Source organism: Nitrospira japonica (assembly GCF_900169565.1).
GTDB classification, from domain to species: Bacteria; Nitrospirota; Nitrospiria; order Nitrospirales; family Nitrospiraceae; genus Nitrospira_C; species Nitrospira_C japonica_A.
Genome location: NZ_LT828648.1, coordinates 4,031,907 through 4,056,418, shown reverse-complemented (window position 1 = coordinate 4,056,418; position 24,512 = coordinate 4,031,907). Strand labels below are relative to the sequence as shown.

At 59.2% G+C, this 24,512-nt stretch carries 20 protein-coding genes; all 20 read left to right on the top strand.

Going from position 1 to position 24,512, the window contains the following annotated elements; translation table 11 throughout:
- Positions 1-264 precede the first annotated feature (264 nt).
- The 20 genes from NSJP_RS18975 to NSJP_RS18880 all read left to right on the top strand — a co-directional run bounded on the left by NSJP_RS18975 (position 265) and on the right by NSJP_RS18880 (position 24,509).
- Positions 265-1,260, top strand: a complete 996-nt coding sequence (locus tag NSJP_RS18975) for an NAD-dependent epimerase/dehydratase family protein (protein ID WP_155970504.1) — start codon at positions 265-267, stop codon at positions 1,258-1,260.
- Positions 1,261-1,268: 8 nt separating this feature from the next.
- Positions 1,269-2,414: a DegT/DnrJ/EryC1/StrS family aminotransferase gene (locus NSJP_RS18970; RefSeq protein WP_080888433.1), complete on the top strand. Its 1,146-nt coding sequence runs from the start codon at positions 1,269-1,271 to the stop codon at positions 2,412-2,414.
- Positions 2,415-2,470: 56 nt separating this feature from the next.
- Positions 2,471-4,375: an asparagine synthase (glutamine-hydrolyzing) gene (asnB, locus tag NSJP_RS18965; RefSeq protein WP_080888432.1), complete on the top strand. Its 1,905-nt coding sequence runs from the start codon at positions 2,471-2,473 to the stop codon at positions 4,373-4,375.
- Positions 4,372-5,403: a peptidoglycan bridge formation glycyltransferase FemA/FemB family protein gene (locus NSJP_RS18960; RefSeq protein ID WP_172834479.1), complete on the top strand. Its 1,032-nt coding sequence runs from the start codon at positions 4,372-4,374 to the stop codon at positions 5,401-5,403. The genes asnB (NSJP_RS18965) and NSJP_RS18960 overlap by 4 nt, the downstream gene beginning before the upstream one ends.
- A gap of 3 nt (positions 5,404-5,406) precedes the next feature.
- Entirely contained in the window at positions 5,407-6,069 is a 663-nt protein-coding gene (locus NSJP_RS18955; RefSeq protein WP_080888430.1) for an acetyltransferase, read from the top strand.
- Positions 6,066-6,680 (top strand): class I SAM-dependent methyltransferase, encoded by a 615-nt coding sequence (locus NSJP_RS18950; RefSeq protein WP_080888429.1) that lies wholly within the window; start codon positions 6,066-6,068, stop codon positions 6,678-6,680. The genes NSJP_RS18955 and NSJP_RS18950 overlap by 4 nt, the downstream gene beginning before the upstream one ends.
- Positions 6,681-6,762: 82 nt before the next feature.
- On the top strand, positions 6,763-7,761 hold the full coding sequence (locus NSJP_RS18945) for a glycoside hydrolase family protein (RefSeq protein ID WP_172834478.1): 999 nt from the start codon (positions 6,763-6,765) through the stop codon (positions 7,759-7,761).
- The gene (locus tag NSJP_RS18940; RefSeq protein ID WP_080888427.1) at positions 7,758-9,086 is read left to right on the top strand and encodes a glycosyltransferase family protein; all 1,329 of its coding nucleotides are present in this window, start codon (positions 7,758-7,760) and stop codon (positions 9,084-9,086) included. The genes NSJP_RS18945 and NSJP_RS18940 overlap by 4 nt, the downstream gene beginning before the upstream one ends.
- On the top strand, positions 9,067-10,521 hold the full coding sequence (locus NSJP_RS18935; RefSeq protein WP_080888426.1) for a flippase: 1,455 nt from the start codon (positions 9,067-9,069) through the stop codon (positions 10,519-10,521). Before NSJP_RS18940 ends, NSJP_RS18935 begins: the two co-directional genes overlap by 20 nt.
- A gap of 10 nt (positions 10,522-10,531) precedes the next feature.
- Entirely contained in the window at positions 10,532-11,419 is an 888-nt protein-coding gene (locus NSJP_RS18930; protein ID WP_080888425.1) for an NAD-dependent epimerase/dehydratase family protein, read from the top strand.
- Positions 11,420-11,427: 8 nt separating this feature from the next.
- Complete coding sequence (locus tag NSJP_RS18925; RefSeq protein WP_080888424.1) at positions 11,428-12,306, top strand: class I SAM-dependent methyltransferase; 879 nt, start codon at positions 11,428-11,430, stop codon at positions 12,304-12,306.
- Positions 12,307-12,317: 11 nt separating this feature from the next.
- Entirely contained in the window at positions 12,318-13,508 is a 1,191-nt protein-coding gene (locus tag NSJP_RS18920; protein WP_080888423.1) for a glycosyltransferase family protein, read from the top strand.
- A gap of 2 nt (positions 13,509-13,510) precedes the next feature.
- A complete protein-coding gene (gene asnB / locus NSJP_RS18915; protein ID WP_080888422.1) occupies positions 13,511-15,508 on the top strand; it encodes an asparagine synthase (glutamine-hydrolyzing) in 1,998 nt (665 codons plus the stop codon).
- Between the two features lie 58 nt (positions 15,509-15,566).
- Positions 15,567-16,709, top strand: a complete 1,143-nt coding sequence (locus tag NSJP_RS18910; RefSeq protein ID WP_080888421.1) for a glycosyltransferase family 4 protein — start codon at positions 15,567-15,569, stop codon at positions 16,707-16,709.
- A 55-nt stretch (positions 16,710-16,764) separates the two neighbouring features.
- Positions 16,765-18,021, top strand: a complete 1,257-nt coding sequence (locus NSJP_RS18905) for an SGNH/GDSL hydrolase family protein (RefSeq protein ID WP_080888420.1) — start codon at positions 16,765-16,767, stop codon at positions 18,019-18,021.
- Positions 18,022-18,053: 32 nt separating this feature from the next.
- A complete protein-coding gene (gene asnB / locus NSJP_RS18900; RefSeq protein WP_080888419.1) occupies positions 18,054-20,069 on the top strand; it encodes an asparagine synthase (glutamine-hydrolyzing) in 2,016 nt (671 codons plus the stop codon).
- A complete protein-coding gene (locus NSJP_RS18895) occupies positions 20,032-21,183 on the top strand; it encodes a glycosyltransferase family 4 protein (protein WP_080888418.1) in 1,152 nt (383 codons plus the stop codon). The genes asnB (NSJP_RS18900) and NSJP_RS18895 overlap by 38 nt, the downstream gene beginning before the upstream one ends.
- The gene (locus tag NSJP_RS18890) at positions 21,180-22,166 is read left to right on the top strand and encodes an NAD-dependent epimerase/dehydratase family protein (protein ID WP_080888417.1); all 987 of its coding nucleotides are present in this window, start codon (positions 21,180-21,182) and stop codon (positions 22,164-22,166) included. Before NSJP_RS18895 ends, NSJP_RS18890 begins: the two co-directional genes overlap by 4 nt.
- On the top strand, positions 22,163-23,230 hold the full coding sequence (locus tag NSJP_RS18885) for a glycosyltransferase family 4 protein (protein WP_155970498.1): 1,068 nt from the start codon (positions 22,163-22,165) through the stop codon (positions 23,228-23,230). The genes NSJP_RS18890 and NSJP_RS18885 overlap by 4 nt, the downstream gene beginning before the upstream one ends.
- Position 23,231: 1 nt before the next feature.
- Complete coding sequence (locus NSJP_RS18880) at positions 23,232-24,509, top strand: O-antigen ligase family protein (RefSeq protein ID WP_080888415.1); 1,278 nt, start codon at positions 23,232-23,234, stop codon at positions 24,507-24,509.
- The last annotated feature ends 3 nt before the right edge of the window (positions 24,510-24,512 follow it).

Sequence of the window (24,512 nt, the reverse complement as noted above, 5' to 3'; positions counted from 1 at the left end):
GCCTCCGGCCGGAAGATCCCAGCCTTCCCAGTCACTTCCAACATTCTGCTGAGCCGTGTACACTGCGCCTCCAATGGGGGTCGTGGCCTGCCAGGAATGGCCCCTGTAAGTGAGAGGGCGGAGCTGTATGCGGATCATTCCAGCCTTTTCTGGGAATTACTCTGATAACTAGGCTATAAGGAAGGGATTTTTAGTGGTCGAGTACCGCGGAGATCAAGAGAGCACCAGAAACGGTTCAGACTGTCCGACGAGAGGAGCCATCACGTGGATCTGATGGGAAAGAAGGTCATCGTCATCGGCGGAGCCGGACTCATAGGATCCCATGCCGTGGATGAATTGATCAAGGAAGACGTCTCGGAAATTCGAATCTATGACAACTTCGTGCGGGGGAGACAGGAGAATCTCCATGAAGCCTTGAAAGATCCGCGCGTAAAAATCTACGAGGTCGGGGGCGACATCTGCCAGACCGATATCCTCGACGCCGGGATGAAGGGCATGGATGCGGTCTTCCATTTCGCGGCGCTCTGGTTGCTCCAATGCCACGAATATCCGCGCTCCGCCTTCGACGTGAACGTGCGGGGAACCTTTAACGTGCTCGAGGCCTGCGTGGCCAACAAGATCAAGCGGCTCGTCTACTCGTCATCGGCGTCGGTGTACGGGGACGCCGTCGAAGAACCGATGACGGAAGACCATCCGTTCAATAACAAGAATTTCTACGGCGCGACGAAAATTTGCGGCGAAGCGATGGCCCGCTCCTTCCATTACCGCTATGGGCTCGATTTCGTGGGATTGCGGTACATGAACGTGTACGGTCCGCGGCAGGATTACCGGGGAGCCTATATCGCGGTAATCATGAAAATGCTCGATGCGATCGACCGGGGGGAGGGGCCCACGATCCTCGGCGACGGAAGCGAAGCCTTCGACTTCGTCGCGGTCGCCGATTGCGGAAGAGCCAACGTGTGCGCGATGAAGGCCGAGACGACCGATCGATTCTACAACGTGGGAACCGGCAAGAGGACGTCCCTGAAACAGTTGGCCGAGATGGTGATCGATCTCACCGGCTGCAAGGCGCCGATCAAGTACGCTCCGCGCAGCCAGGCCACCTTGGTGCGGAACAGGATCGGGTCCGCAAAACGCGCGAGCGAGGAGATCGGATTCACGGCGAAGGTCGAATTGAAAGAGGGATTGACCCGACTGATCGCCTGGAGAGCGGCACATAAGGAAGAAGTCGCCGCTCGGCGCGCCGCGGCAGGGGGATAAAAACGCTCATGACCGAACGTCGCCAAATTCAGATCGCTACGCCGAGCCTTGGAGAAGAGGAATGGCAGGCCTTGCGCGAACCGATCGAAACCGGTTGGCTGACGCAAGGGCCGAAAGTCGCGGCATTCGAGAACGCCTTCGCCGCGCGGCATGAGGTCAAACATGCCGTGGCCGCCACCTCCGCCACCACGGGTCTTCACTTGGCGCTTGCCGCTCTGGGAATCGGACCGGGAGATGAAGTAATCGTGCCGGCGTTTACCTGGGTGGCGACGGCCAACGTCGTCCTCTACTGCGGGGCCACTCCGGTCTTTGCCGATGTCGACCGCGTCACCTACAACATCGATCCGAAGGACGTGGCCCGCCGGCTGACTCCCAAGACCAAGGCCGTCATCCCCGTTCATTTGTTCGGCCTCTGCGCCGACATGGCCGCGTTGCGCAAGGTCCTCCGCCCCGATATCAAGATCATCGAGGATGCGGCTTGCGCCGCGGGGGCAAGCTGGGAAGGCCGGCCCGCCGGCGCACTGGGAGATCTCGGGGTGTTCTCCTTCCACCCGCGCAAGTCCATCACGACCGGCGAAGGCGGCATGGTGACGACCAACGACGACGGGTTGGCCGACCGGGTAAGGAAGCTGCGCAACCACGGGGCATCGGTATCGGAAGAAGAACGACATCATGGCCCGCGCCCCTACTTGCTCCCGGAGTTCGAGCTGCTGGGGTTCAATTATCGGATGACCGATCTGCAAGGCGCGGTCGGTCTGGTACAGCTGAAGAAGCTGGACACATTCATCGATGAACGGGCCGACTTGGCCGCCCGATACCGCAAAGAATTGGCCGGTGTGAGGTGGCTTCGCATGCCGGAAGAACCGCCGAAGGGACGGCATGCATGGCAGGCCTTCGTGACTTATGTGAATCCGAACGCGGCTCCTCGCTCACGTAACGAGATCATGGAGTTCCTGCAGCAACAGGGCATCTCGACCAGGCCGGGAACCCACGCGGTGCACATGCTCAAGTACTACCGACAGCGGTTCGGCTTGAAGCCGGACGATTTTCCCGGCGCCCGCGATTGCGATCGGAATACCATGGCCATTCCGTTGCACAATCGGATGAGCGATGACGATCTTTCGTATATCGTTCAGGCTCTCAGCCGGCTTTGATGTTCGAGATTTTCCCATCCTGATCCGGTGCTGAGCCGAAAGGACGCGACCCGGGTATGTGCGGTATCGCAGGCATAGTCCATCTCGACGGCGCCCCGGCATCGCCGGTGTTGCTGAAGCGCATGACCGACGCCATTGCCCACCGCGGACCGGACGGGGAAGGGCAGTGGGTACGAAACAATGTGGCGTTGGGTCATCGACGCTTGGCCATCATCGATCTGTCCGTTGCCGGCCATCAACCCATGATGACGCCGGATGGGCGATATGTTCTCACCTACAACGGGGAGATTTACAATTTCCAAGAGATTCGAGCGGAGTTAGAGAGTCTTCGCTACCGGTTCCGGTCAAAAACCGACTCGGAAGTACTGCTCTATGCCCTCGCCGAATGGGGAGTCAAGGCGCTCGAGCGGCTCAACGGGATGTTTGCCTTTGCCCTGTGGGACGAAAAGGAACAGGCTCTGGTCTTGGCCCGAGACCGGTATGGCATCAAGCCCATGTACTATGCGGCGGTCGGGAACACGTTGCTCTTTGGTTCGGAGATCAAAGCGATCCTTGCACATCCGGCGTACGAAACCGGTCTCGATCGCGAGGCGCTGCTCGAATACTTCACCTTTCAGAATTTCTTCACAGACAGAACGCTCTTTCGGGGCGTCAAGCTGCTGCCCGCCGGAACCTACGCGACCATCCGTCCCGGGCACGGTGATCTGACCAGCACACGATACTGGGATTATCGCTTTGTCGAACCCGACTCGTCGGGCGATGAGAGGGAATATGTCGAAGAACTCAGCCGTCTGTTCCGGCAGGCCGTCGGCCGCCAACTGATCAGCGACGTGGATGTCGGTTCATATCTCAGCGGAGGAATGGATTCCGGATCCATCACCGCAGTCGCCGCGTCGCAGTTGCCCTACATCAAGACATTCACAACCGGATTCGACCTCAGTTCGGTGTCCGGCGTCGAGCTTGGCTACGACGAACGCTCCCGGGCCGAACATATGTCCTATCTATTCAAGACCGAACATTATGAAATGGTCCTCAAGGCCGGCGACATGGAACGCATCATGGCTCGGCTCGTATATCACCTGGAAGAACCAAGGGTGGGACAGAGCTATCCGAACTTTTTTGCCGCCAAACTGGCCAGCAAATTTGTAAAGGTCGTGCTGTCCGGAGCCGGAGGAGACGAATTGTTCGGCGGATATCCTTGGCGGTATTACCGAGCGGTCGTCAACGATGATTTCGAACACTACATCGATAAATACTATCTTTTCTGGCAACGACTCATCCCCAACAAGGCGATTCAGCAGGTATTCAAGCCCGTCTGGAACGACGTGTCAAAGGTCTGGACACGGGACATTTTCCGCGATGTCTTTCAGAAACATGCAGAGACGTTTACGAGGCCGGAAGACTACGTCAGTCATTCGCTCTATTTCGAAGCCCGGACGTTCCTGCACGGATTGTTGGTCGTAGAAGACAAGCTATCCATGGCCCATAGTCTCGAAACAAGAGTGCCCTTTCTGGATAACGATCTGGCTGATTTTGCCCAGCGTCTGCCCGTCCGATTCAAGCTCGGCAATCTGGACGAAGTCGTGAAGCTCAATGAAAACGAACCCGGCGCCAAGACGCGCAAGTACTTTGAGCGAACCAGGGACGGGAAGCTGCTCCTCCGGAAGGCGATGCAGAACTATATACCCGATTCCATCACTCAGGCTGAAAAGCAGGGATTCTCGGCGCCCGATGCCAGCTGGTTTCGAGGGGAAAGTATCGACTATGTTCGCAAGCTCCTATTTAAGGGGTCTCCGCGGATCTATGAATTTTTCGATCGAGAGGCTATACAGCGGTTGGTCGACGAACATTTGGACGGACGACAGAACCGCCGGCTCCTGATCTGGTCGCTCGTCTATTTTGAGGAATGGTGCCGGATCTTTCTCGACGGCGGGGCGCGGGAACGCGAGACACTGCATTGACGCCCAGACTTTCGGTTCTAGGGCCGGATGACGAGGCCGCCTATGAAACCTTTCTGCTCGGTGTCGAGGAGTCTCTGCTCTACTCTTCACTGCGGTACAAGGTGTTTCTCCAGGCCTTGCTGCGGTGCGAAGCCCAGTATTGGATTGCTTGGAAGGACGAGTTGATTTCGGGCGTACTGCCGATCATGTGGCGTGACGGACCATACGGAAAAGTCATCAACTCGCTTCCTTACTATGGCAGCAACGGCGGGGTCTTGGCGACCGACCAAGACGTCGCATTCGCACTCACGGCGAAGTATGACGAACTGGTCTCGAAACCCGATGTCGCGGCGGCAACGTGGATCTGTCATCCGTTTCATGCCCCTTCGGTCACCCCCGCGCACACGGTGATCGACGAACGGATTGCACAGTGGACGTCGCTGTTGTGGGAGGGACATGATCCGGAGTCGGCCCTGCTCGGCGCCATAGACGGCTCGGCTAGACGTAATATACGCAAGGCTGAATCGAGCGGCGTGACGGTGCGAATCGACAACGATCAACTCTCCTTCATCGAGACCGTGCACACCGAAAACATGGCGGAAATCTCAGGCAAGGCGAAGAGTCATGAGTTTTTCTCAAAGGTGCGCACCCATTTCAATGCTGGGACCGACTATCGTATTTATGTGGCCGAGCAGAACGGGATATTGATTTCGGGTCTCTTGCTATTTTATTTCAACAGGACGGTGGAATATTTCACCCCTGTTACCGTTTCGAAAAACCGCGAGAGTCAGCCGATGGCGCTCATTTTGGCAAAGGCCATGGTCGATGCCGCCAGGCAGGGATTTCTTCGCTGGAACTGGGGCGGGACATGGCTCAGCCAGGACGGCGTCCTGCGCTTCAAGCGAAAATGGGGTGCAAAGGATGCATCCTACCGGTATTTCACGCAGTTAAACGGGCCGGATATTCTGAAACGATCGAAGTCGGAGATCCTTTCCGCCTATCCGGATTTCTTTGTCGTCCCCTTTCACAGTCTGACTGCTGCGACGTAGCCCATGACGAAGCAAGCCGTCATCTTCGGCACCGGGAGCTTGGCGGAGGTCATCGATTTTTACCTCGCGCATGACAGCCCGTATCGTGTTGCCGCATTCACCGCGACAGGCGATTTTGTCGGTCAACCGCAGTTTCTCGGTCGGCCGCTCGTTGCCTTCGAGGAAGTGGAAACCCGGTTTCCTCCGGACACGTACGAGATGTTTGTGGCCGTTGGCTATAGGCACCTGAACCGGTTACGGGAGCAGTACTGTTCAGCGGCGAGAACGAAGGGGTACAAGCTGCTTACCTATCTCTCCTCAAAGGCGACACATTGGGGTGACACGATGTTGGGAGATAATGTTTTCATATTTGAAGATAATACGATTCAACCTTTTGTGAAAATCGGAAATGGAGCGATCTTGTGGAGTGGAAATCACATCGGTCACCATAGCTCCATTGGGCCGAGTTGCTTCATTTCAAGCCATGTGGTCGTTTCCGGGCATTGCACAGTCGGGGACCGATGCTTTATCGGTGTGAACGCGACGATTACGGACAGCGTGGTCGTCGGCAACGATAACATCATTGGGCCGGGCGCGCTCATTCAGAAGTCTACGTCCGACGGCGAAGTCCATGTCGCCGAACGTGCCAAAAAACTTCCCAAGGACAGCAGCAAGTTTTTGCGATGACTGACGATAAGGCTGATCTACAGCCGATTGCCAGACTCTACGAAGAGAGTCTGGAACAACATGGGCTCAAGCCTCTGGGGGTGGGTTGGCGCGATGAAGACTCTCACCGGCTTAGATTCGACAAGCTAGCCTCGGTCATCGATGCGGAGGGGCGGTCAAGCATCAACGATCTTGGGTGCGGGTACGGCGCATTGCACGACTATCTGATCTCAAGGGGCATTGAGGTCTCCCTGTTTCGCGGATACGACATCAGCGACAAAATGCTCGCGCAGGCCAAAGTCCGTGTGCCTCACGGCGACTTCCGAAAGAGCAGTGTCCTCGATGAAACAGCGGACTATTCGTTCGCCAGCGGCATTTTCAACGTGCGACTCCAGGAGGATGAAGCAAATTGGCTCGGTCATATCGAGCGGACGCTCGACAACCTGTTTCAACACTCTTCTCGGGGATTTGCATTCAATCTGCTTTCCACATATGTCGACTACCGGGAGCCGCAGCTCTATTATGGCGATCCGTTGTATTTCTTTGACTACTGCAAGCGACGATATTCCCGTCGGGTGTCGTTGCTGCACGATTATCCCCTATTTGAATGGACGATCACGGTGCGAAAGTAACCTCCTGCATTGACTTCCTCGGGATGCGACGTCGGTTGATCAGCAGAGACAGGGAGAACTTTGTCGGGATCGGATGCCGTGCGTGTACCCGAGCATGCACAGCGGCGCAGCCATGAGATTCTCCCGGCCTCGATGGGAAAAAAAGGGGTTGATCTATCGGCCGGACGCGAGAGTGGCGTGGATGAAGTCACATTGCCAATTGCCCGTCGCGGACCAACTCGATGGGTCACGGTACCGAGTGTATTTTGCCAGCCGCGACGAGTTGCAACGCTCTCACATCGGCTGCATCGAGATCGATCTTCACGAACCCGTAAAAGTCCTCGGCTCTACCGTGCAGCCGATCTTGTCGCCTGGGCCGACGGGACACTTTGATGAACACGGTGTCTATCCGTCGTCAATTGTAACGGTTGGGAACAAGAAATACCTTTACTTTATCGGCTGGAATCGAGGGTGCCGTCAGCCACTCTTCTATGCTTCAATCGGACTGGCTGTCAGTGAAGACGGAGGGCGCTCGTTCGAAAGATTGTTTCGATCGCCGATTATGGCGCGAAGCGAACACGATCCCTGTCTGGTGACCTCTCCGAACGTATTCATCGACAACGATCTGTGGAGAATGACTTACGTATCAGGCATCCGCTGGGAGGAATCTGCGGACGGAGGCCTGAAATCCGTGTATCACATCAAATATGCGGAGTCTCGGGACGGGATTTCTTGGACCCGGGACGGAACCGTCGCGATAGATTTCGCTTCCAAGGATGAAACCAATATCGCCCGTTCAAGCGTGCTCAAATTCGGCGGCGCGTATCGTATGTGGTATTCGACCGCGCGGTTGCCTGTCCGTCCCTATCGCATCGGATATGCTGAATCAGACGATGGCACTCGATGGACCAGGATTGACGAGGGAGTCGGCTTTGACGTCTCTGATGAAGGATTCGACAGCGAAATGATCTGTTATCCTCACGTCATTCATCACGAAAACAAATTGTACATGTTCTACAACGGCAATGGATTCGGCCGGGAAGGCATTGGGCTCGCCGTCGCTGATGACTCCGAGGCTTCAGTGGCGATGACGTCATCATGACGGATGTGTCGCCTGTGTTGCGAGGGTTGGCCAGGGGCGTGGCTCTCCTCTTCGATCTGGCTTGTCTCCCGTGGCTTGTGCTCGCAAGCCTTACATTACGGGGAGGCCAGCGGCTCCTCATCTGGGGGCCTATCCCGATCATCAACAACAAATATTGGTCGGAAGCCATGCGTCGGGCCGGTTGGGACTCCCGTACGCTGATGTCGACCTATTACTCGTCGATCAACCAGCGCAGCGATTACGATATCTATTACGAGGATTTATTCAAGATCCGGTGGCTCGGAAGTCTGGCGGAAGCGCTGGGGGCCTACGTCGCGCATTTGTACATCGTTCGACACGCCAAAGTCGTACACATTCCTTTCTCCGGAGGGCCTCTGGGCAGGACCGTATTCTTATGGAAGTGGGAAGCCCGTCTCTATCGTCTGGCCGGTGTTCGGACGGTGGTTCTTCCATACGGCGCGGATATCTACCGGTATTCGAAAGTGATCGATCCCATGGTCCGCCACGCCTTGTTGCTCTCCTATCCTGATGCGGCAAGACGGGAAGCACGGGTGGAAAGGTCGGTTCGCTACTGGACCGAGCATGCTGATGCCATCGTCATGGGGTTTACCATGGACGGTGTCGGACGGTGGGATGTTCCCAGCGGCAACATGGTGTGTATTGATACCAATAACTGGAGTCAGACGCGGCGGACATCGGAGGCAACATCCGATAGGCCGGTTCGTATTCTGCATGCGCCAAATCATCGTGGGGTCAAGGGGACGGAATACATTCTCACGGCGGTCGATCGATTGAAGACGGAGGGGTTGCCGGTAGAACTGGTGCTCGCGGAGCGCATTTCCAACGATCAGGTCAGGCAGCTCATGCAGGAGGTGGATATTCTCGCCGATCAGTTGATCCTGCCGGGATACGGGCTCAACGCGATCGAAGGCATGGCCAGCGGGTTGCCGGTCGTCGCCAACCTCGATGACCGCGCCGCGACGGAGATCTTCCGGCGCTACTCATTTCTCGATGAGTGCCCTGTCGTTTCCGCGACTCCCGCCACCATCGCTGAGGTCTTGCGCGTGCTTGTCACGAACCGGTCGCTACGATCGGAATTAGGGACGGCCGGCAGGGCCTACGTGGAGAAGTATCACTCTTATGCGACGGCACAATATCTCTTCGGCGCCATCTATAAGAAGTTTGCAGGTGAAGCCGTAGACCTAATGAACCTGTATCATCCCCTCAAATCGGCCTACTGCCGCGAAAGAGCCATGGTCAAACATCCTCTGGTCGACAACCGCATACCCCGCAGATATTTTGAAAATGCTTACGAGCCTCGGTAAGGACGTCGTTCTCTACGGAGCCAGCGATCTGTTGTTCAAAGTACTGGCCTTCTCCGTGTTCCCGATTTATGCCTATACGTTCTCGGTGCGCGACTTCGGAGTGATTGAATTGGTGACGGCGTTTTCGATGCTGCTGACGATCTGCTGCAGTCTGGGGCTGAACAACGCTGTGCAACGATACTATTGGGATTCCGACCTGACGGAGGAGGGCAAACGGCGGCTTGTGTCCACCGGCTTGCTGTTCCAGTCAGGTTCGACAATCGCTGTCGTCGCGGCGGCAGCAATCTGCCTCTATGCGGTCAGACAGCCGATTGAAGAGCAGTACGGGATGTCCTGGCCGCTTATCCTGTTTGCACTCGCGGGCCTCGTCCCTTCGGTCGCGCTGCAGTACGTTCTTGACGTGCTCCGGCTCCAGTTCGTTCCATGGCGCTATGCCTGCGTCGCCTTTCTCAAGAACGCGGTGGGCGTGGGAGCGGGACTGGTCCTCATCCTGGCATTCGGTTTCGGCGTGACGGGAATCTTCATGGGAACGGCCGTCGCCGGCTTGCTGGCGGTTCCGGTAGGCCTTTGGTTGATCGGCAAGGATCTGGAATTCGACTTCAATTCCGGCGTCGCGCAGACACTGTTTCAGTTCGGCTACCCATTTATTTTCAGCGGACTAGCCTATTGGGCGTTGGGCTCGATCGATCGCTGGATGATTGCTCAGTTCAGCAACATGGATGAGGTAGGACTGTATGGGATCGCGTTTAAATTCGCCGCGGTCGTCATGTTCCTGAATACGGCCTTCGGACAAGCGTGGAGTCCATGGGCGATGAAGGTTCGGGCAGACCGGCCTGACTATCGGAAAGTCTACAGCGAAGTGTTCTCCATATGGTTCTTGCTCCTCACCCTCGCTGGATGCGCCCTGTCGTTGTTCGCCAAGGAACTTCTGATCCTCACGACGCCGGAACGATATTGGCCGGCGGCGAACATTCTGATCGTCGCGGTGTTGGGAGTGGTATTTCTCGGAACCACGCAAATTACCGCCGTGGGCATCTCGTTGGAAAAACGAACCCGCATCTTTGCTGTTTCGGCTTGGGTCGGAGCAGCGCTCAACGTCGCACTGAACCTTGTATTGATCCCTAGATTGGGCGCGCTCGGTGCAGCGCTGGCCACGACCGTGACCTACTTCGCTCTCAGCGGAAGCTATCTATACTGGACGCAGCGGGTACATCCATTGCCGTTAAACTGGACTCAGTTACTGTCGGTCTTTGTCGTCGGGCTGTTGTCGGTTCCCGTCGCTTGGACGCTGAACGGCTTCGATACCGGGCTTCGGACAGTCCTTGTCAAGGTACTTGTCATGATCATTCCCATATTCTTGATGTGGCGGGGAGGTTTGTTCCGTGAGACGCTCGCCGCCATTGTCCCGCCGACCGGCACGCCGGTGGAGAAGTAGGTCGAAGCAGATGGCTCGGATACTTGCGACTGGCGGTTCCGGATTGATCGGCAGAAGCCTACTCGCACGAATGTCCGCTCATGCCGAGGTTGTAGCAGTTGGACGCCACGAGCCTGAGGTGTCCGGCGTCCAATGGATTGCGCACGATCTGTCCGATTCCATTCTGCCGGTGTTGCCGAAGGATGTATCGACAGTCATCTATCTCGCTCAATCCGATCACTTTCGGGATTTTCCTGAGCAGGCCCGGAACATTTTTGAAGTCAACGTCGCCAATGTCCAGCGGATGCTGGACTGGGCGAGGGTTTCCGGCGTCCAGCGGTTCATCCTTGCCTCATCGGGCGGGGTGTACGGGCACGGGGAGAATTCATTTCGGGAGGACGACAAGGTGGGGCCGGGTGGACCTCTCGGCTTTTACTTGGCCTCGAAACAGTGTTCGGAACTCGTGGCGGCGAGCTATTCCGAGTGCTTTTCGGTGGTGATCCTCCGATTCTTCTTCGTCTTTGGTCCCGGCCAGAAGAAGTCGATGCTCATTCCGAGGCTGATCGATTCCATCAAGGAGGGGAGGCCGGTCACGCTTCAGGGGGAAGAGGGTATCCGGCTCAATCCCATTTTCGTCGAGGATGCGTCCCTGGCCGTGTCTCGGGCACTCGAGTTATCGGGCAGCCATATTATCAATGTCGCGGGTCCCGAAGTCATGCATATGCGCGACATCGCGAGCCTTATCGGGAAAGCGGTCGGACGCGATCCCGTGTTCCATGTCGACCACGCCGCGTCCCCGAGGCATCTCAGCGGCGATATCACGAAGATGTGCCGGTTACTGGCCGCTCCCACCGTGAGCTTCTCCGACGGACTGGAGCGGACGCTGAAGGGATCCCACGGCGGCTCCCACCATCTCTAAAGGGTTCAATGGCGGACAACACCCGACATAGCTTCAAAGACAAATGGGAGAACAATCCCCATCTGGCGCTCGATCAGACGCTCGAAGAAGGCAGCGATATCAATCGATGGATCCTGACGCGAAACGGATTCGCGAGCAAGGCCGAGCTCGCGGCCTATCTGGCGACGAAGCGCCGTATTTTGGATGCAGGGTGCGGCAACGGCCGGGTCACGGCGTTGCTGCGGTCCTGCTCACCGGTCGACCACACGGACATCGTGGCGTTCGATCTCGTCGCGGCCGACGTCGCACGACGCAACCTGGCCGGATACGAACGAATCGACGTCAGGGAGGCGGATCTGCTGGGAGATCTGTCGGGGTTGGGACGGTTCGATTTCATCTACTGTCAGGAAGTGCTCCATCATACTTCTGATCCGGAGAAGGCGTTCCGCAATCTTTGCTCTCTGCTCGAGCCGGGAGGGGAGATCGCTGTGTACGTGTATAAGCAGAAAGCCCCGGTTCGTGAGTTTGTGGATGACTTCGTACGGGCCCGTATTTCCGGGCTGTCGTATGAGGACGCGATGAAGACGGCGGAGCAGATAACCGCCCTGGGGAAGGTGCTGTCCGAACTTCGCACGGACGTCGACGTTCCCGCAGTCGAGGCGCTGGGAATCCCGGCGGGGCGTTATGACCTGCAACGATTTCTCTATCATTTTTTCATGAAGTGTTTTTGGAATCCGGAGCTGAGTTTTCACGACAACGCCGTCATCAACTACGAATGGTACCATCCGCAACTCTGTTCACGGCACACGGTGGAGGAAATACGGGCCTGGTTTGACCGCGCCGGTTTGCGCGTGCTCCACGAGCACGTTGACTTCTACGGCATCACCATGCGCGGCAGGTCCGGCTAGTCGCCTGCTGAATGGAGATCGCGCCGGCTCCCATACGAGTGTTGCATTGCCCGGATCTCGTCGGAGGCCAACCCTACCAACTTGCCAAGGCCGAACGGGCCATAGGTTTGAAGAGCCAATGCGTGGCCTTGCAACCGCATCCCTTCGGCTATCCCGCAGACCGGGTGCTGTCGTCAGGCGGTGAAGCGGCTCTTCAACTGGCGCGCTGGCGACTCCTCGCCATGGCCTTGCGGCACTACGACGTCATCCATTTCAACTTCGGCCAATCCGCCATGCCTCAGCGGCTTCCACTGGATGCCGCTTCGAAGCGCAATCTCCCGTCATGGACTCGGCGCCTGTACAATCTGTACGCCGCGCCGCTCGAGCTGGCAGATCTGCGGCTTCTGAAGCTCAACGGGAAGTCCATCGTCATGACGTATCAGGGGGATGATGCCCGACAGGGCGACTTCCTTCGCGCGCACTGTGAAATCCATCCGGCGGATGAAGCGGGGTATTACACGGCCGAATCGGACCGCCTGAAGAGAGCGCGAATTGAAACGGTCGGACGCTATGCGGATGCCGTGTTTGCGGTGAATCCCGACCTGCTTCACGTCCTGCCCGCCCGCGCCCGGTTCATGCCGTATGCACATCTGGACGTGGCGGCGATTACGCCACCCGGTGGGACGACTCGTGCTGTGCCGATGGTCCTGCACGCGCCGAGCCATCGAGGGGTCAAGGGAACCAGGTTCGTCCTCGACGCCGTCAATCGGCTCAAGTCCGAAGGCGTGCCATTCGAATTCGTGTTGGTAGAAGGGTTATCTCATGTCGAAGCGATGAGACTGTATGCCGGCGCCGACCTCCTGATCGATCAGCTGTTGGTCGGCTGGTACGGAGGACTGGCCGTGGAACTGATGGCCCTCGGCAAGCCGGTCGTCGCCTATATCCGGGACCGAGATCTCCATTTCATTCCGCCCGCCATGCGTGCGGAGTTGCCGGTGGTCAACGCCACACCCGATTCCATTACCCGCGTGCTGCGCGAATTGCTGACGGTCCGGCGTCATGAACTCGGCGAACTGGGTATGCGCTCCAGGCGGTACGCCGAAGTCTGGCACGATCCCGCCCGTATCGCCTCCCACCTCAAATCGACCTACCAGAATCTCATCAACCAATCTCATGGCGGCCGAGCTGCCGAAACGGCGACGGTTCGTCAGGACTTTGCATAGACATGTGCGGCATCGCAGCGATCTTTGCCTCAACCCCCGCTCCGTTGGAACCGCTGGTTCGTGCCATGACCGACGCCGTCCGCCATCGTGGTCCGGATGATGAAGGGGTCGTGGCGTTCTCGGCCGGCACGATGAAGGCGGCTGCTTCGGGAGGGATCGATACTCCGCAGGCGGTATACGAGATGGCGGTCTCCTACGCCCCGGTCCGGCAGAACGGATTTCACCGCGACGTGATCGCGGCGCTGGGCCACCGGCGGCTGTCGATTCTCGACGTGAGTGCAGCCGGTCATCAACCGATGTGCACGGCCGACGGCCGCTTCTGGGTCATTCACAACGGGGAGATCTACAACTACCTCGAGCTTCGCGCCGAACTGGAATCTCTGGGACATTCCTTCGTCTCGCATACCGACACCGAGGTCATCCTTGCTTCCTACCGGGCATGGGGAGAGGAGTGCCTGCAGCGCTTTAACGGCATGTTCGCGTTCGTGCTCGTGGATCGAGAAGCCGGACGGGTCTTTGCCGCGCGCGACCGATTCGGCGTCAAGCCGCTGTATCTGTGGTGTTCGGGGCAGGGACTGATGGCGATGGCCTCGGAGATCAAGCAGTTCACCGTGTTGCCGGAGTGGTCGCCTTCCGTCAACGGCCAGCGCGCGTACGACTTTCTCAACTGGGGGTTGATGGACCATACGGATGAGACCCTGTTCGAGAGAGTCCGTCAACTGCGGGGCGGTGAATCGCTCCATTGCTCTATAGAGGAACTACTGGCCGGCCCGCCGATCAAACGGTGGTACCACTTGAGTCCGCAGCCGTTCGACGGCGACATGAAGACCGCGGCGGAGCGGTTTCTTTCACTTTTTACGGATGCCGTTCGGCTCCGTCTCCGATCCGATGTTCCGGTCGGCTCCTGTTTGTCCGGCGGTCTCGATTCTTCGGCGATTGTCTGCGTGATGAACGAACTTCTCCGCGGCAACGGAGCGGCTGTACGGCAGAAAACCTTTTCTTCCTGTTCAACAATCGATCGATTCGACGAACGACTGTATATCGACGAAGTGGTCCGACACACGGGAGCTGAGGGACATTCTGTGTATCCCCGTCTCGTCGACCTGTTTCAGACGGCGGACCGTTTGACGTGGACGCAGGACGAGCCGTTCGGTTCGACCAGCATTTATGCTCAATGGCATGTGTTTGGACTGGCCGCGGAACACCGTGTGAAAGTGATGCTGGACGGGCAGGGAGCCGATGAGCAACTCGCGGGCTATCATGCATATTTTTCTCCCTATCTGGGCCGGCTCTTGAGGGAAATGCGGTGGTCGACCTTATTAACGGAATTACGCGAACTCAACACGATTCACGGGTATCCGATATCCTGGGGTGCCAAACAGGTGATGGACAACGTGCTGCCGGAGGCTGCCCGTCAGCGGTTGCGGTTATGGGCAGGGAAGTCGGGAAGGGATGCATCGTGGTTGGATATGAAACGGCTCGGAGCGGTTCCTCTGGATCCGTTTGCCGCGGCGGGAGCTGCCAAAGCGCGCACGGTTCAAGCGATGTCCCGGGCACAGGTCGGGGCGACGTCGCTGCCGATGCTCCTTCATTGGGAGGATCGCAATTCCATGGCGCACTCCATCGAAGCCCGCGTTCCCTTTCTCGACTACCGTCTGGTCGAGTTCGTGCTGGGTTTGCCCGATGAATACAAGATCGGAAACGGGATGACGAAACGAGTGATGCGAGAGGGACTGCGCGCGACGCTGCCCGAACGCGTGCGCACGCGCCGGGACAAGCTCGGATTTGCGACGCCGGAAGAAGTGTGGATGAGGGAAGAAGATCCCGATCTGTTCCGCCGTGCCGTGCACAACGCGATAGATCTTTCATCCGGCATCCTGGGATCGGATGCGGCCGGCTTGTTCGAAAAGATTGTTACGGGAAGGCGGTCGTTTTCGTTCGTTATTTGGCGCCTTATCAGTTTTGGAATCTGGATGAGAACGTTTGCCATGCGCGCATGAGCGATGATCGGGATGGGAAGCCAAGCGATGCTCATATCAAGATGAGCGGGACCGGAAGATGAGAATCGCCTATCTGGCGCTGGAGGCTCCTCGCGAAGGACAAGCGTCTTATGTACACGTGGTCGAAATTATCGAGGGCCTGAGGAGAAGAGGCCATGTGGTGGAGTTGTTCGCTCCCTCTTACAGCGATCGCTGGATCCGACCATCTCTTGCAGGCCGGCTCTGGGAACATCTGTTGATTCAACTTCGGCTGGCCTCTCGCGTACGACAGTATCAGTTGATCTACGTTCGAGCGCATCCGATGGCCGCCCTGGCGGCTCGGGCCGCTCGGATCTTTCAGGTTCCCGTCGTTCACGAAGTCAACGGTATCTATGAGGACATTTTTGTCGGGTATCCCACGGCGGCCAGATGGCGGAGTCTGGTGACTCGCCTATGGCGAACGCAGTACCGTCACGCAGCCGGGCTGATTACGGTGACGCCGCAGCTTGCGGGGTGGGTAAAACAGGAATCGGGGGGGCATCAACCCTTGTCTGTCATCCCGAACGGCGCGAACACGAGACTCTTTAGCCCGGAACGGGAACGGTATGAGGGGTTGCCCGGCCGCTATGTCGTCTTTTTCGGCGGGTTGGCCCACTGGCATGGCATCTCCACCTTGGTTGCGGCGACGGGTGACGCCTCCTGGCCTGCAGACGTCTCTCTCGTGATCGTCGGCGACGGGAGCGGGACGAGTACGTTGGAGCAGGCGGCGCGGGACAATAAGAAACTGGTGTTGCTGGGACGACGACCCTATGCGGAGGTCGGATCCGTCGTCGCCGGCGCGCTGGCCGGACTTGTCCCGATATCAAATCCCGGCGGTCGGTCCATGACGGGTCTTGCTCCGCTGAAGTTGTTCGAAACACTGGCTTGCGGCATCCCGGCGATCGTCAGCGACTTTCCTTATCAGGCGGAACTGGTCCGATCGAATCACTGCGGGCTGGTATTTCCCGCCGACGACGGAAAGGCGCTGGCGCAAGCCGTGTCAGATCTCGCAAGAAGTCCCGCCGCAGCCGCAGAGATGGGACGTCGAGGGCTTGACCTGATTCGTCGAGAGCATTCATGGGACGCCCGCGCCGCTCAAACTGACATGTTCCTGCACCAGGTTGTCGCCTCCTTTGACCGCAGACATCCCGATCGTCTCAGCGCCCGCGCTTCCGGTCGTTAAGTCATCGGGCCGAGGAGACTTCTGGAGCGGAAGTGCAGCACCGGGATCAATACGCATGCAAGTTCTGTTGAGGCTGCTCAGGGCCGTGCTGATGACGGCATTCTTGCTGTGCGCCGTCGACTTGACTCTTGTGGTGTTCGGCTCCGGAGTATCGCTCGATATCGGAGGGCTTCGACTTCATTCAACCACCATGGAGTTTCCGGTTATCGGACTGTTGGTGACGGGCCTGACGGCCTTGGCATCGGCGGGCAAGTGGCGTGAAGCGGCCCTCGTCTGCGGCTCGCTCGTGGGAGCCGGGGTCGCGGCGGAGGCGATGCTGCGGGTTTCGGATCATCCGCTCTCCAAAGCCCATATCGACTATGCCGCCTGGTATCGGCCTTCCGACAAGTTCGGTCACGAACTGGTGCCGGGGTTCGAGGGATTCGGTCCGCTCAACGTACCGATACGGATCAATGAACAGGGGTTCCGCGACGGAGAACACGCGCCGCGTAAGCCGGCGGACACGGTGCGGATCCTGGGGCTTGGCGATTCCTTCCTGTTCGGGTGGGGCGTCCCTGAAGACCGGACGTTTCTTCGACGGCTTGAACGGCTGCTTGCGGATCGCACGGGACGGCAAATCGAGACGATCAATACCGGGGTCCCGGGATGGGGACTCAATCAATATTATATCTATCTCACGTCGATGGAGCCGCAGCTGGCTCCCAATCTGATCGTGCTGGCCTATTTCGTCGACGACCTGAACGGACCGCTCCAGGATCGGCTGCCGCCTGATCTTCAGTATCAGCAAGGCCTGCAATACAAAGGGGGCGTCCTCCACCGTTCCCGCCTGTTCAATTTCATGAAGTCGCTCAGCCACCTCGTGCGGGAGAAAAACAGACCGGCGAGGGTGGGGTACCTGCACGACCTGGATGTTCGCCGGGAAGAATGGTCCAAACGCTCCAACTACTTGATGAGTACGGGCGACACGGAAGAGCGGCGACAGTATATCGATCTGCTGGGCCGCCATCTCGCCAGAGTGAAGGAGCGTGCCGATGCCGCGCAGGCTGCACTCGTGCTCATGTTGATACCGGACGTGTCGCAGCTGCACCATCCGGACGTGCAACAGATCAATCACATCCTGCTCGATGCCTGCCGGCGCCTCCGCATTCCGTTCGTCGACATGACGCCGATATTCGAGCAGACGAATGATCCCGGCCGATTCTACCTCTGGCCTCGGGATCCCCACACGAACGAAGCGGGACATGCCGAGATGGCCGGCGCACTCGATCGCCTGATCTGTCGATCGGGGATGATTCCGCAGCTGACGTGCTGACGGATTAGCCGAGGAGTATCGAGAGCCTGGCCATGTGTGGAATAGCGGGACTGCTGGGAGGCAAAGATCTGGATCTCCGGCTCGTGATCGGGTTGATGGTGCGGTCCATACGGTATCGAGGGCCCGACGATGCCGGAAATTGGGTCGATCCTGAAGTAGGCGTCGCGCTCGGACACGCGCGGCTCTCCATTCTGGATCTGTCGTCGGAAGGCCATCAGCCGATGCGATCGGCCGGTGGACGGTATCTCCTGTCCTACAACGGCGAGATCTACAACTTCACGGAATTGAGAGCCGAGCTGGAGCGGCTCGGCGCAGCCTTCAGAGGACACTCGGACACGGAAGTGATGCTGGCGGCGATCGAAACCTGGGGCGTCGAGAACGCTGTCGGACGGTTCGTCGGAATGTTCGCCTTCGCCTTGTGGGATCTCGAGCGGCGCGAACTGCATCTGGGGCGGGATCGGGTCGGAATCAAACCTCTGTACTATGGCTGGGTGGGATCGCTGTTTGCCTTCGGCTCTGAACTGAAGGCATTCGAGCAGGTACCGGGATTCAGCGGCGACATCAACCGCGACGCTCTCGTCTCGTTCATGCGCCTGAGCTATGTGCCGACGCCGTTCTCCATCTATCGATCCATCTACAAGCTGCCTCCCGGATGTCTGCTGACCGTTCCGGCTGGGCGCACTTCGTCTCAAAGGGGGTTCAGCCCGGACCCGGACGAAACCGCGGCGGACTGGCGTCCGATTCGCTATTGGTCCGCGCGGTGCGTCGCCGAGGCCGGAGTCATGAGGCCGTTTGAAGGAACCGACGAAGAGGCGCTCGATCAATTCGACGAGCTGCTGACGAACGCCGTCGGCTTGCGGATGATTTCGGACGTGCCGCTCGGGGCCTTTCTTTCTGGCGGCGTGGACTCGTCGCTCGTCTCCGCATTGATGCAGAAGCAAAGCAGGAAACCGATCCGTACGTTTACCATCGGGTTTGATGACCCCCGCTATAATGAGGCCACGCACGCGAAACGGGTGGCCCAGGCGCTCGGGACGGACCACACCGAGCTCTACATCTCATCCGAGCAGGCGATGGCGGTGATCCCGCGGTTGCCGCATCTCTACGATGAGCCGTTCGGCGATCCTTCGCAGATTCCCACCTTCCTGCTGTCGGAGTTGGCCCGCCGCTCCGTGACGGTGAGTCTGTCGGGGGACGGCGGCGATGAACTCTTCGCCGGATATAACCGCTATTTTTGGTGGAGGCGGATCTGGAACCGGTTTCAGTGGATGCCCGAATCCCTTCGTCATGTCGTCGCACGGCTGATGACTGCTCTGCCGGCGGAAGGGTGGGATCGCACGGTGCAGATCGCCATGGCCATGATGCCGTGGAAAGGTTGGCCCCATACGCCCGGAGACAAGATTCACAAACTGGCGGACATGCTGCGCTTCGATTCGCCGGCAGGCATGTATCTGAACATGGTGTCGCAATGGAAGCGTCCGGCGGAACTCGTGATCGGAGGACGGGAACCTCTTACGCTGCTGTCGGACGGCCGTCGGCGCGCGGAATTGCCGGATTTTACCGGGCAGATGATGTACCTCGATCTGATGACCTATCTGCCGGACGACATCCTCACGAAAGTGGATCGGGCGAGCATGGGCAACGGCCTCGAAGCCCGCGTGCCGCTGCTCGACCATCGGGTGATCGAATTCGCATGGCGTCTGCCGCTCTCCATGAAGATCAAGCGGGAAGGAGAGGGGAAATGGCTGCTTCGCCATGTGCTGTATCGGTACGTGCCACGGGTTCTGATCGACCGGCCGAAGACGGGATTCGGGATTCCAATCGACCAGTGGCTGCGCGGCCCCTTGCGGGCCTGGGCGGAGGATCTGTTGAGCGAGGCCCGGATCAGGCGCGAAGGCTTCCTCCATCCGGGGCCGATTCGCGAACGATGGGCCGAGCATCTTTCGGGACGGCGCAACTGGCAATATCAGCTCTGGAACGTGCTGATGTTCCAAGCGTGGCTCAGTGCACATGAACGCTCGTCCGCGGCTGCTGTATCTCATCACTGAGGACTGGTATTTCTGGTCTCATCGGCTGGACCTCGCCCGCGCGGCGGTCGCGTCCGGGTTCGACGTCGCCCTGGCGACCCGCGTGACCGACCACGAGACGCGGATTCTGAAGGAAGGGGTCCGGCTGTTTCCCATCCGATTGTCCCGGCGCAGCAAAAATCCCCTGGCCGAGCTCCTGGCCCTCGCGGAGCTGACGAGACTCTACAAGCGTGAGCGGCCTGCCGTCGTCCATCATGTGGGACTGAAGCCGATTCTGTATGGGTCGATCGCCGCGCGGCTCGCCTCGGTGCCGACCGTCGTGAACGCCTTCGCCGGGTTGGGCTATCTGTTCACGGACGAGGACAGGCAGGGCCGATTCTTGAACAAGACGTTGGGACGCGTGTTGCGTGCGGTGCTGACATCCGTCCGCTCGACCGTGATCTTTCAGAATCACGACGATCGCGATCTCCTCATCAAGGAACGGGTGGTGACGCGGGAACAGAGCCGGATCATTCCGGGATCGGGGGTGGACGTCTCGACGTTCACCCTTCGCCCGCCGTCCGGTGAGGGACCGATCGTCATGCTGGCGTCACGGATGCTTTGGGACAAGGGCATCGGAGAGTTCATCGAAGCCGTTCGCCGCCTCAAGTCCAACGGCGTGTCGGCGCGCTTCGTGTTGGTCGGCCGCTGCGACGAACACAATCCCGCCGCCATTCTCGAAGAAACGGTTCGAAGCTGGGCAGAGGAAGGTCTGGTCGAGTGGTGGGGACATCGGGAGGACATGCCGGCCACCCTGGCGCTGGCGACGATCGCGGTGTTGCCCTCCTACAGGGAGGGCCTTCCGAAGAGTCTTCTGGAGGCTGCGGCTTGCGGCAAGCCCATGGTGGCGACCGACGTTCCCGGTTGTCGCGAGATTCTCGTGCACGGAGTGACGGGCCTGCTCGTACCCCCCAAAGACTCCGCGGCGCTCGCTGCGGCGATTCATTCGCTGCTCGACGATCCTGCGCTGCGGACCGAGATGGGAGTCGCAGCCCGCGAATTGGTCGTGCGGTCGTTCTCGGTCGAGACAGTCACGGAGCAGGTGATCCGGCTGTATCGGGAGTTATTGGCCGGAAAGCCGCCGGGAGTGTCATGACGAGAGTGCTCGTGACGGGGGCGGGAGGCTTTCTCGGACACGCGCTCACAGAGGACCTGGTACGGTCCGGCCATCGCGTCCGGGCGCTCATCCGGCAGCCGGCGCTCCCGCAGGATGTTCCCGGCGTCGATACCATCGTCGGTGACATTCGCGATCCGCGTTGCGCCGGAGAAGCGGCACGCGGCTGCGATGCCGTCGTGCATCTGGCCGGCTTGGTTCATGCGGCGGATGACAAGTCCCTGAGGGAAGCAGACTACCGGTCGATCAACGTCGATGGTACCAGGCATTTGCTGGACGCGGCCGTCGCGGGCGGCGTCTCCCGGTTTCTCTTCGCAAGTTCGGTGAAAGTCTTCGGCGAAACGACCGCCGGCTGCGCCGATGAGCGGACCCCTCCCGATCCGCAAACCCCGTATGCGCGGTCCAAATGGGAAGCCGAACAGGCGGTAGCGGCCTCCGCCGTGCCGGGACGCTTTGCCACGGTCTCGTTGCGCCTGCCCCTCGTCTATGGTCGGACCGCCAAGGGGAATCTCTATCGCATGATCGATGCGATCGATCGCGGCCGCTTTCCTCCGCTCCCCCGGGTACGGGCGCTCCGCAGCCTGCTCAGCGTAAAGAATTTCGTGCTCGCCGTCCGCGCACTGCTGCAACCCAAAGCCGTGGCGCGGCCTTGCTACGTCGTCACGGACGAAGTCCCTTACTCCGTGACGGACATTTACGATCTGCTGCGGAGCGGACTCGGCCTTCCGCCTCCGTCTTGGCGCGTTCCGCTCCCGATCCTGACTGTCACCGGCCTCTGTGGTGATCTGCTCCAACTCTGTGTCAGACGGCCTTTGCCGCTGACGTCCGCGACCCTTGTGAAACTCATCGGGCAGGCCTGGTATAGTTCCGAAGCGTTGATGCGGGAGGCCGGATACCGGCCGTTCGACAGGTTCGACGCGGCGGTGCCGGACCTCATTGCGCACTATCGACAGTCACGGCCATGATGGGGCTTTTGGTTTTCGCGGTCGTGGGCACGCTGGCCTGGTGGATTACCGGCCGTTTGGCTCGCGAAGCCTCATTTCTTCGCTCGCTGGATCATCCCAACGAACGGTCCTTGCACAGCGCGCCGACACCCCGTTCCGGAGGTATCGCCCTCCTGGTCAGCATTCTGATCGGGCTGGGCTTGGCCGCGATCGGGTACGCCCTGGTGCCGCAATCGAAGGGATTTCTTCCGAAAGGATTTGCGTCCGCCAGTCTCTGGATCGTCGGATCAATCGCCCTTGTGACCGTCGTGTCATTTCTGGACGATCGCGGCGGGTTGCCGGTGTGGGTTCGCTTCGGGGCGCAGGCGGCCGCGGCGGCGATCGTCGTCTGGGGCGTGGGGCTCAGAGTGTCGTCCGTACCGATTCCCGGTGTCGGGCCGGTCGCACTGGGCTGGTTCGCCGCGCCGGTGAGCGTCCTGTTTCTCGTCTGGATGACCAACCTTTACAACTTCATGGACGGCATGGATGGGTTTGCGGGAGGCATGACCGCCATCGGATTCGGATTTCTTGCCTTCTTTGGCTGGAGATCCGGGCATCCGTTCATGTTGCTGATCACGTCGCTGGTGGCCGCAAGCGCAGCGGGGTTTCTCATTCATAATTTTCCGCCGGCACGTATATTTATGGGAGATGTCGGAAGTATTCCATTAGGTTTTACGGCTGGCGCGCTCATGCTGCTTGGCGTGCGGGACCGGCTCTTCGACATCTGGGTGCCGCTCCTGATTTTTTCTCCGTTCATCTTGGACGCGACGGTGACGGTGGTGCGCCGCGCCTGGCGTGGCGCGCGAATCTGGGAGGGACATCGCGAACATTATTATCAACGCCTGGTTCTGTCAGGTTGGAGCCATCGGCGATCGGTGCTTGTGGAGTACGGCCTCATGCTCTGGTGCGGAGGGTTGGCGATTGTCTATCGGGGCGCCACCGACCGATGGCGGATGGTGATCCTGTTCGTATGGATGGCGGTCTTTGCCGGTCTGGCCTTGGCGGTTCACCGACGTGAATCGCGGGCGGATCTCGGGAGCAGATGACGTGACAGAAGAACGTCGCAATTCGTTGCCGCCATGGCTCGCCACGTTGTCCTGGTATTTCGACGCGACGATCCGACTCCTGCTATTGGTCTATGTGGCGACCTTGCCCTTCAAACGGTTGCTGTTCGTGGAGCGGCACGCATTTATCGTGCTGCTCGGTTTGCTGGTTATCTGGTGCGTGGTGAGGAGGCGATTGTTCTACCGGAAGACGCCCTACGATGTATGGCTCCTTGCGTTCGTCCTGTGGGTAGGGCTCACGATCCCGTTTGCGGCCTTCCCTTCGTATAGTTTCAAGGAATATGGGAAATTGCTCCAGGGCGTGACCACACTCTATGCCGTGGTGTGGTTCTTGACGGATCTGGGAAGCAGAACGGTGCTGCTCCTCGTCCTGGGTACGTCATTGTTCCTGGTGTCGGCATACGGCCTGACGCAGTTCAACGTCGCCGATCCGCAGGCGATCATCTCCTCGTTTCCGGCCGAGGTTTGGCTGACGACGTTTCTTGTCATGACCCTGCCGTACGCACTGGCTGCCGCCTATGGCGATCATTCCCCTATCATGACAGGCGTGGGGGCGGCGCTGTCGGTGCTGGCCGCTGCCTGTCTGTTGAGCACCCAATCCAGAGCCGGACTGATCGCGTTCGCGGCCGAGCTCGTCGTCATGGCCTGGCTTGTACGTACGAGCTTGGCCAAATGGACGGCCGGAGTGGTCACGCTTGGACTGGTGCTCGTCGTGCTCCTGGCGGTTTGGCTCAAGTCGCCGGTTCCGGTTGCAGAACAACCGGCGGTCCAGACTTCCATCCCGGTCAAGACCGGGCTGGCCTCCATCGTCCACCGCTTCGACATCTGGAAGTTCACCCTGTCGGAGATCGGCGAACATTGGCTCGTCGGCGTGGGGTACGGCGGGCAGACCTATGCGATGCTGTACGGCGATGATGCGGAGACCGTCGCTCCCGGTCATGCGGCCGTGAAGGCGCAAGGCGCCCATAACATTCTCTTGTATCTGGCTCTTCACGTGGGCATCGCGGGGATGGCCCTGTTTCTCGGATTCTACGTCACACTGGTGCGGACGACGGCACAAGCCTATCGAGCCGCGGCGGACGGACTCTCGAGGTCGGTATTGGCGGGAACCGTCGGGAGCATGGGCGGATTGTTTGTTCGCCTGCAATTTGATCAAATGCTGGTCGGAGCGTTGGCCGTCCTGTTCTGGGTATTGGTGGGGATGAGCGTGCTCTGGCTGCCTTCGCCGGAGAGCCAGGGAAACGAAACCGTTTCGAGCTGACGT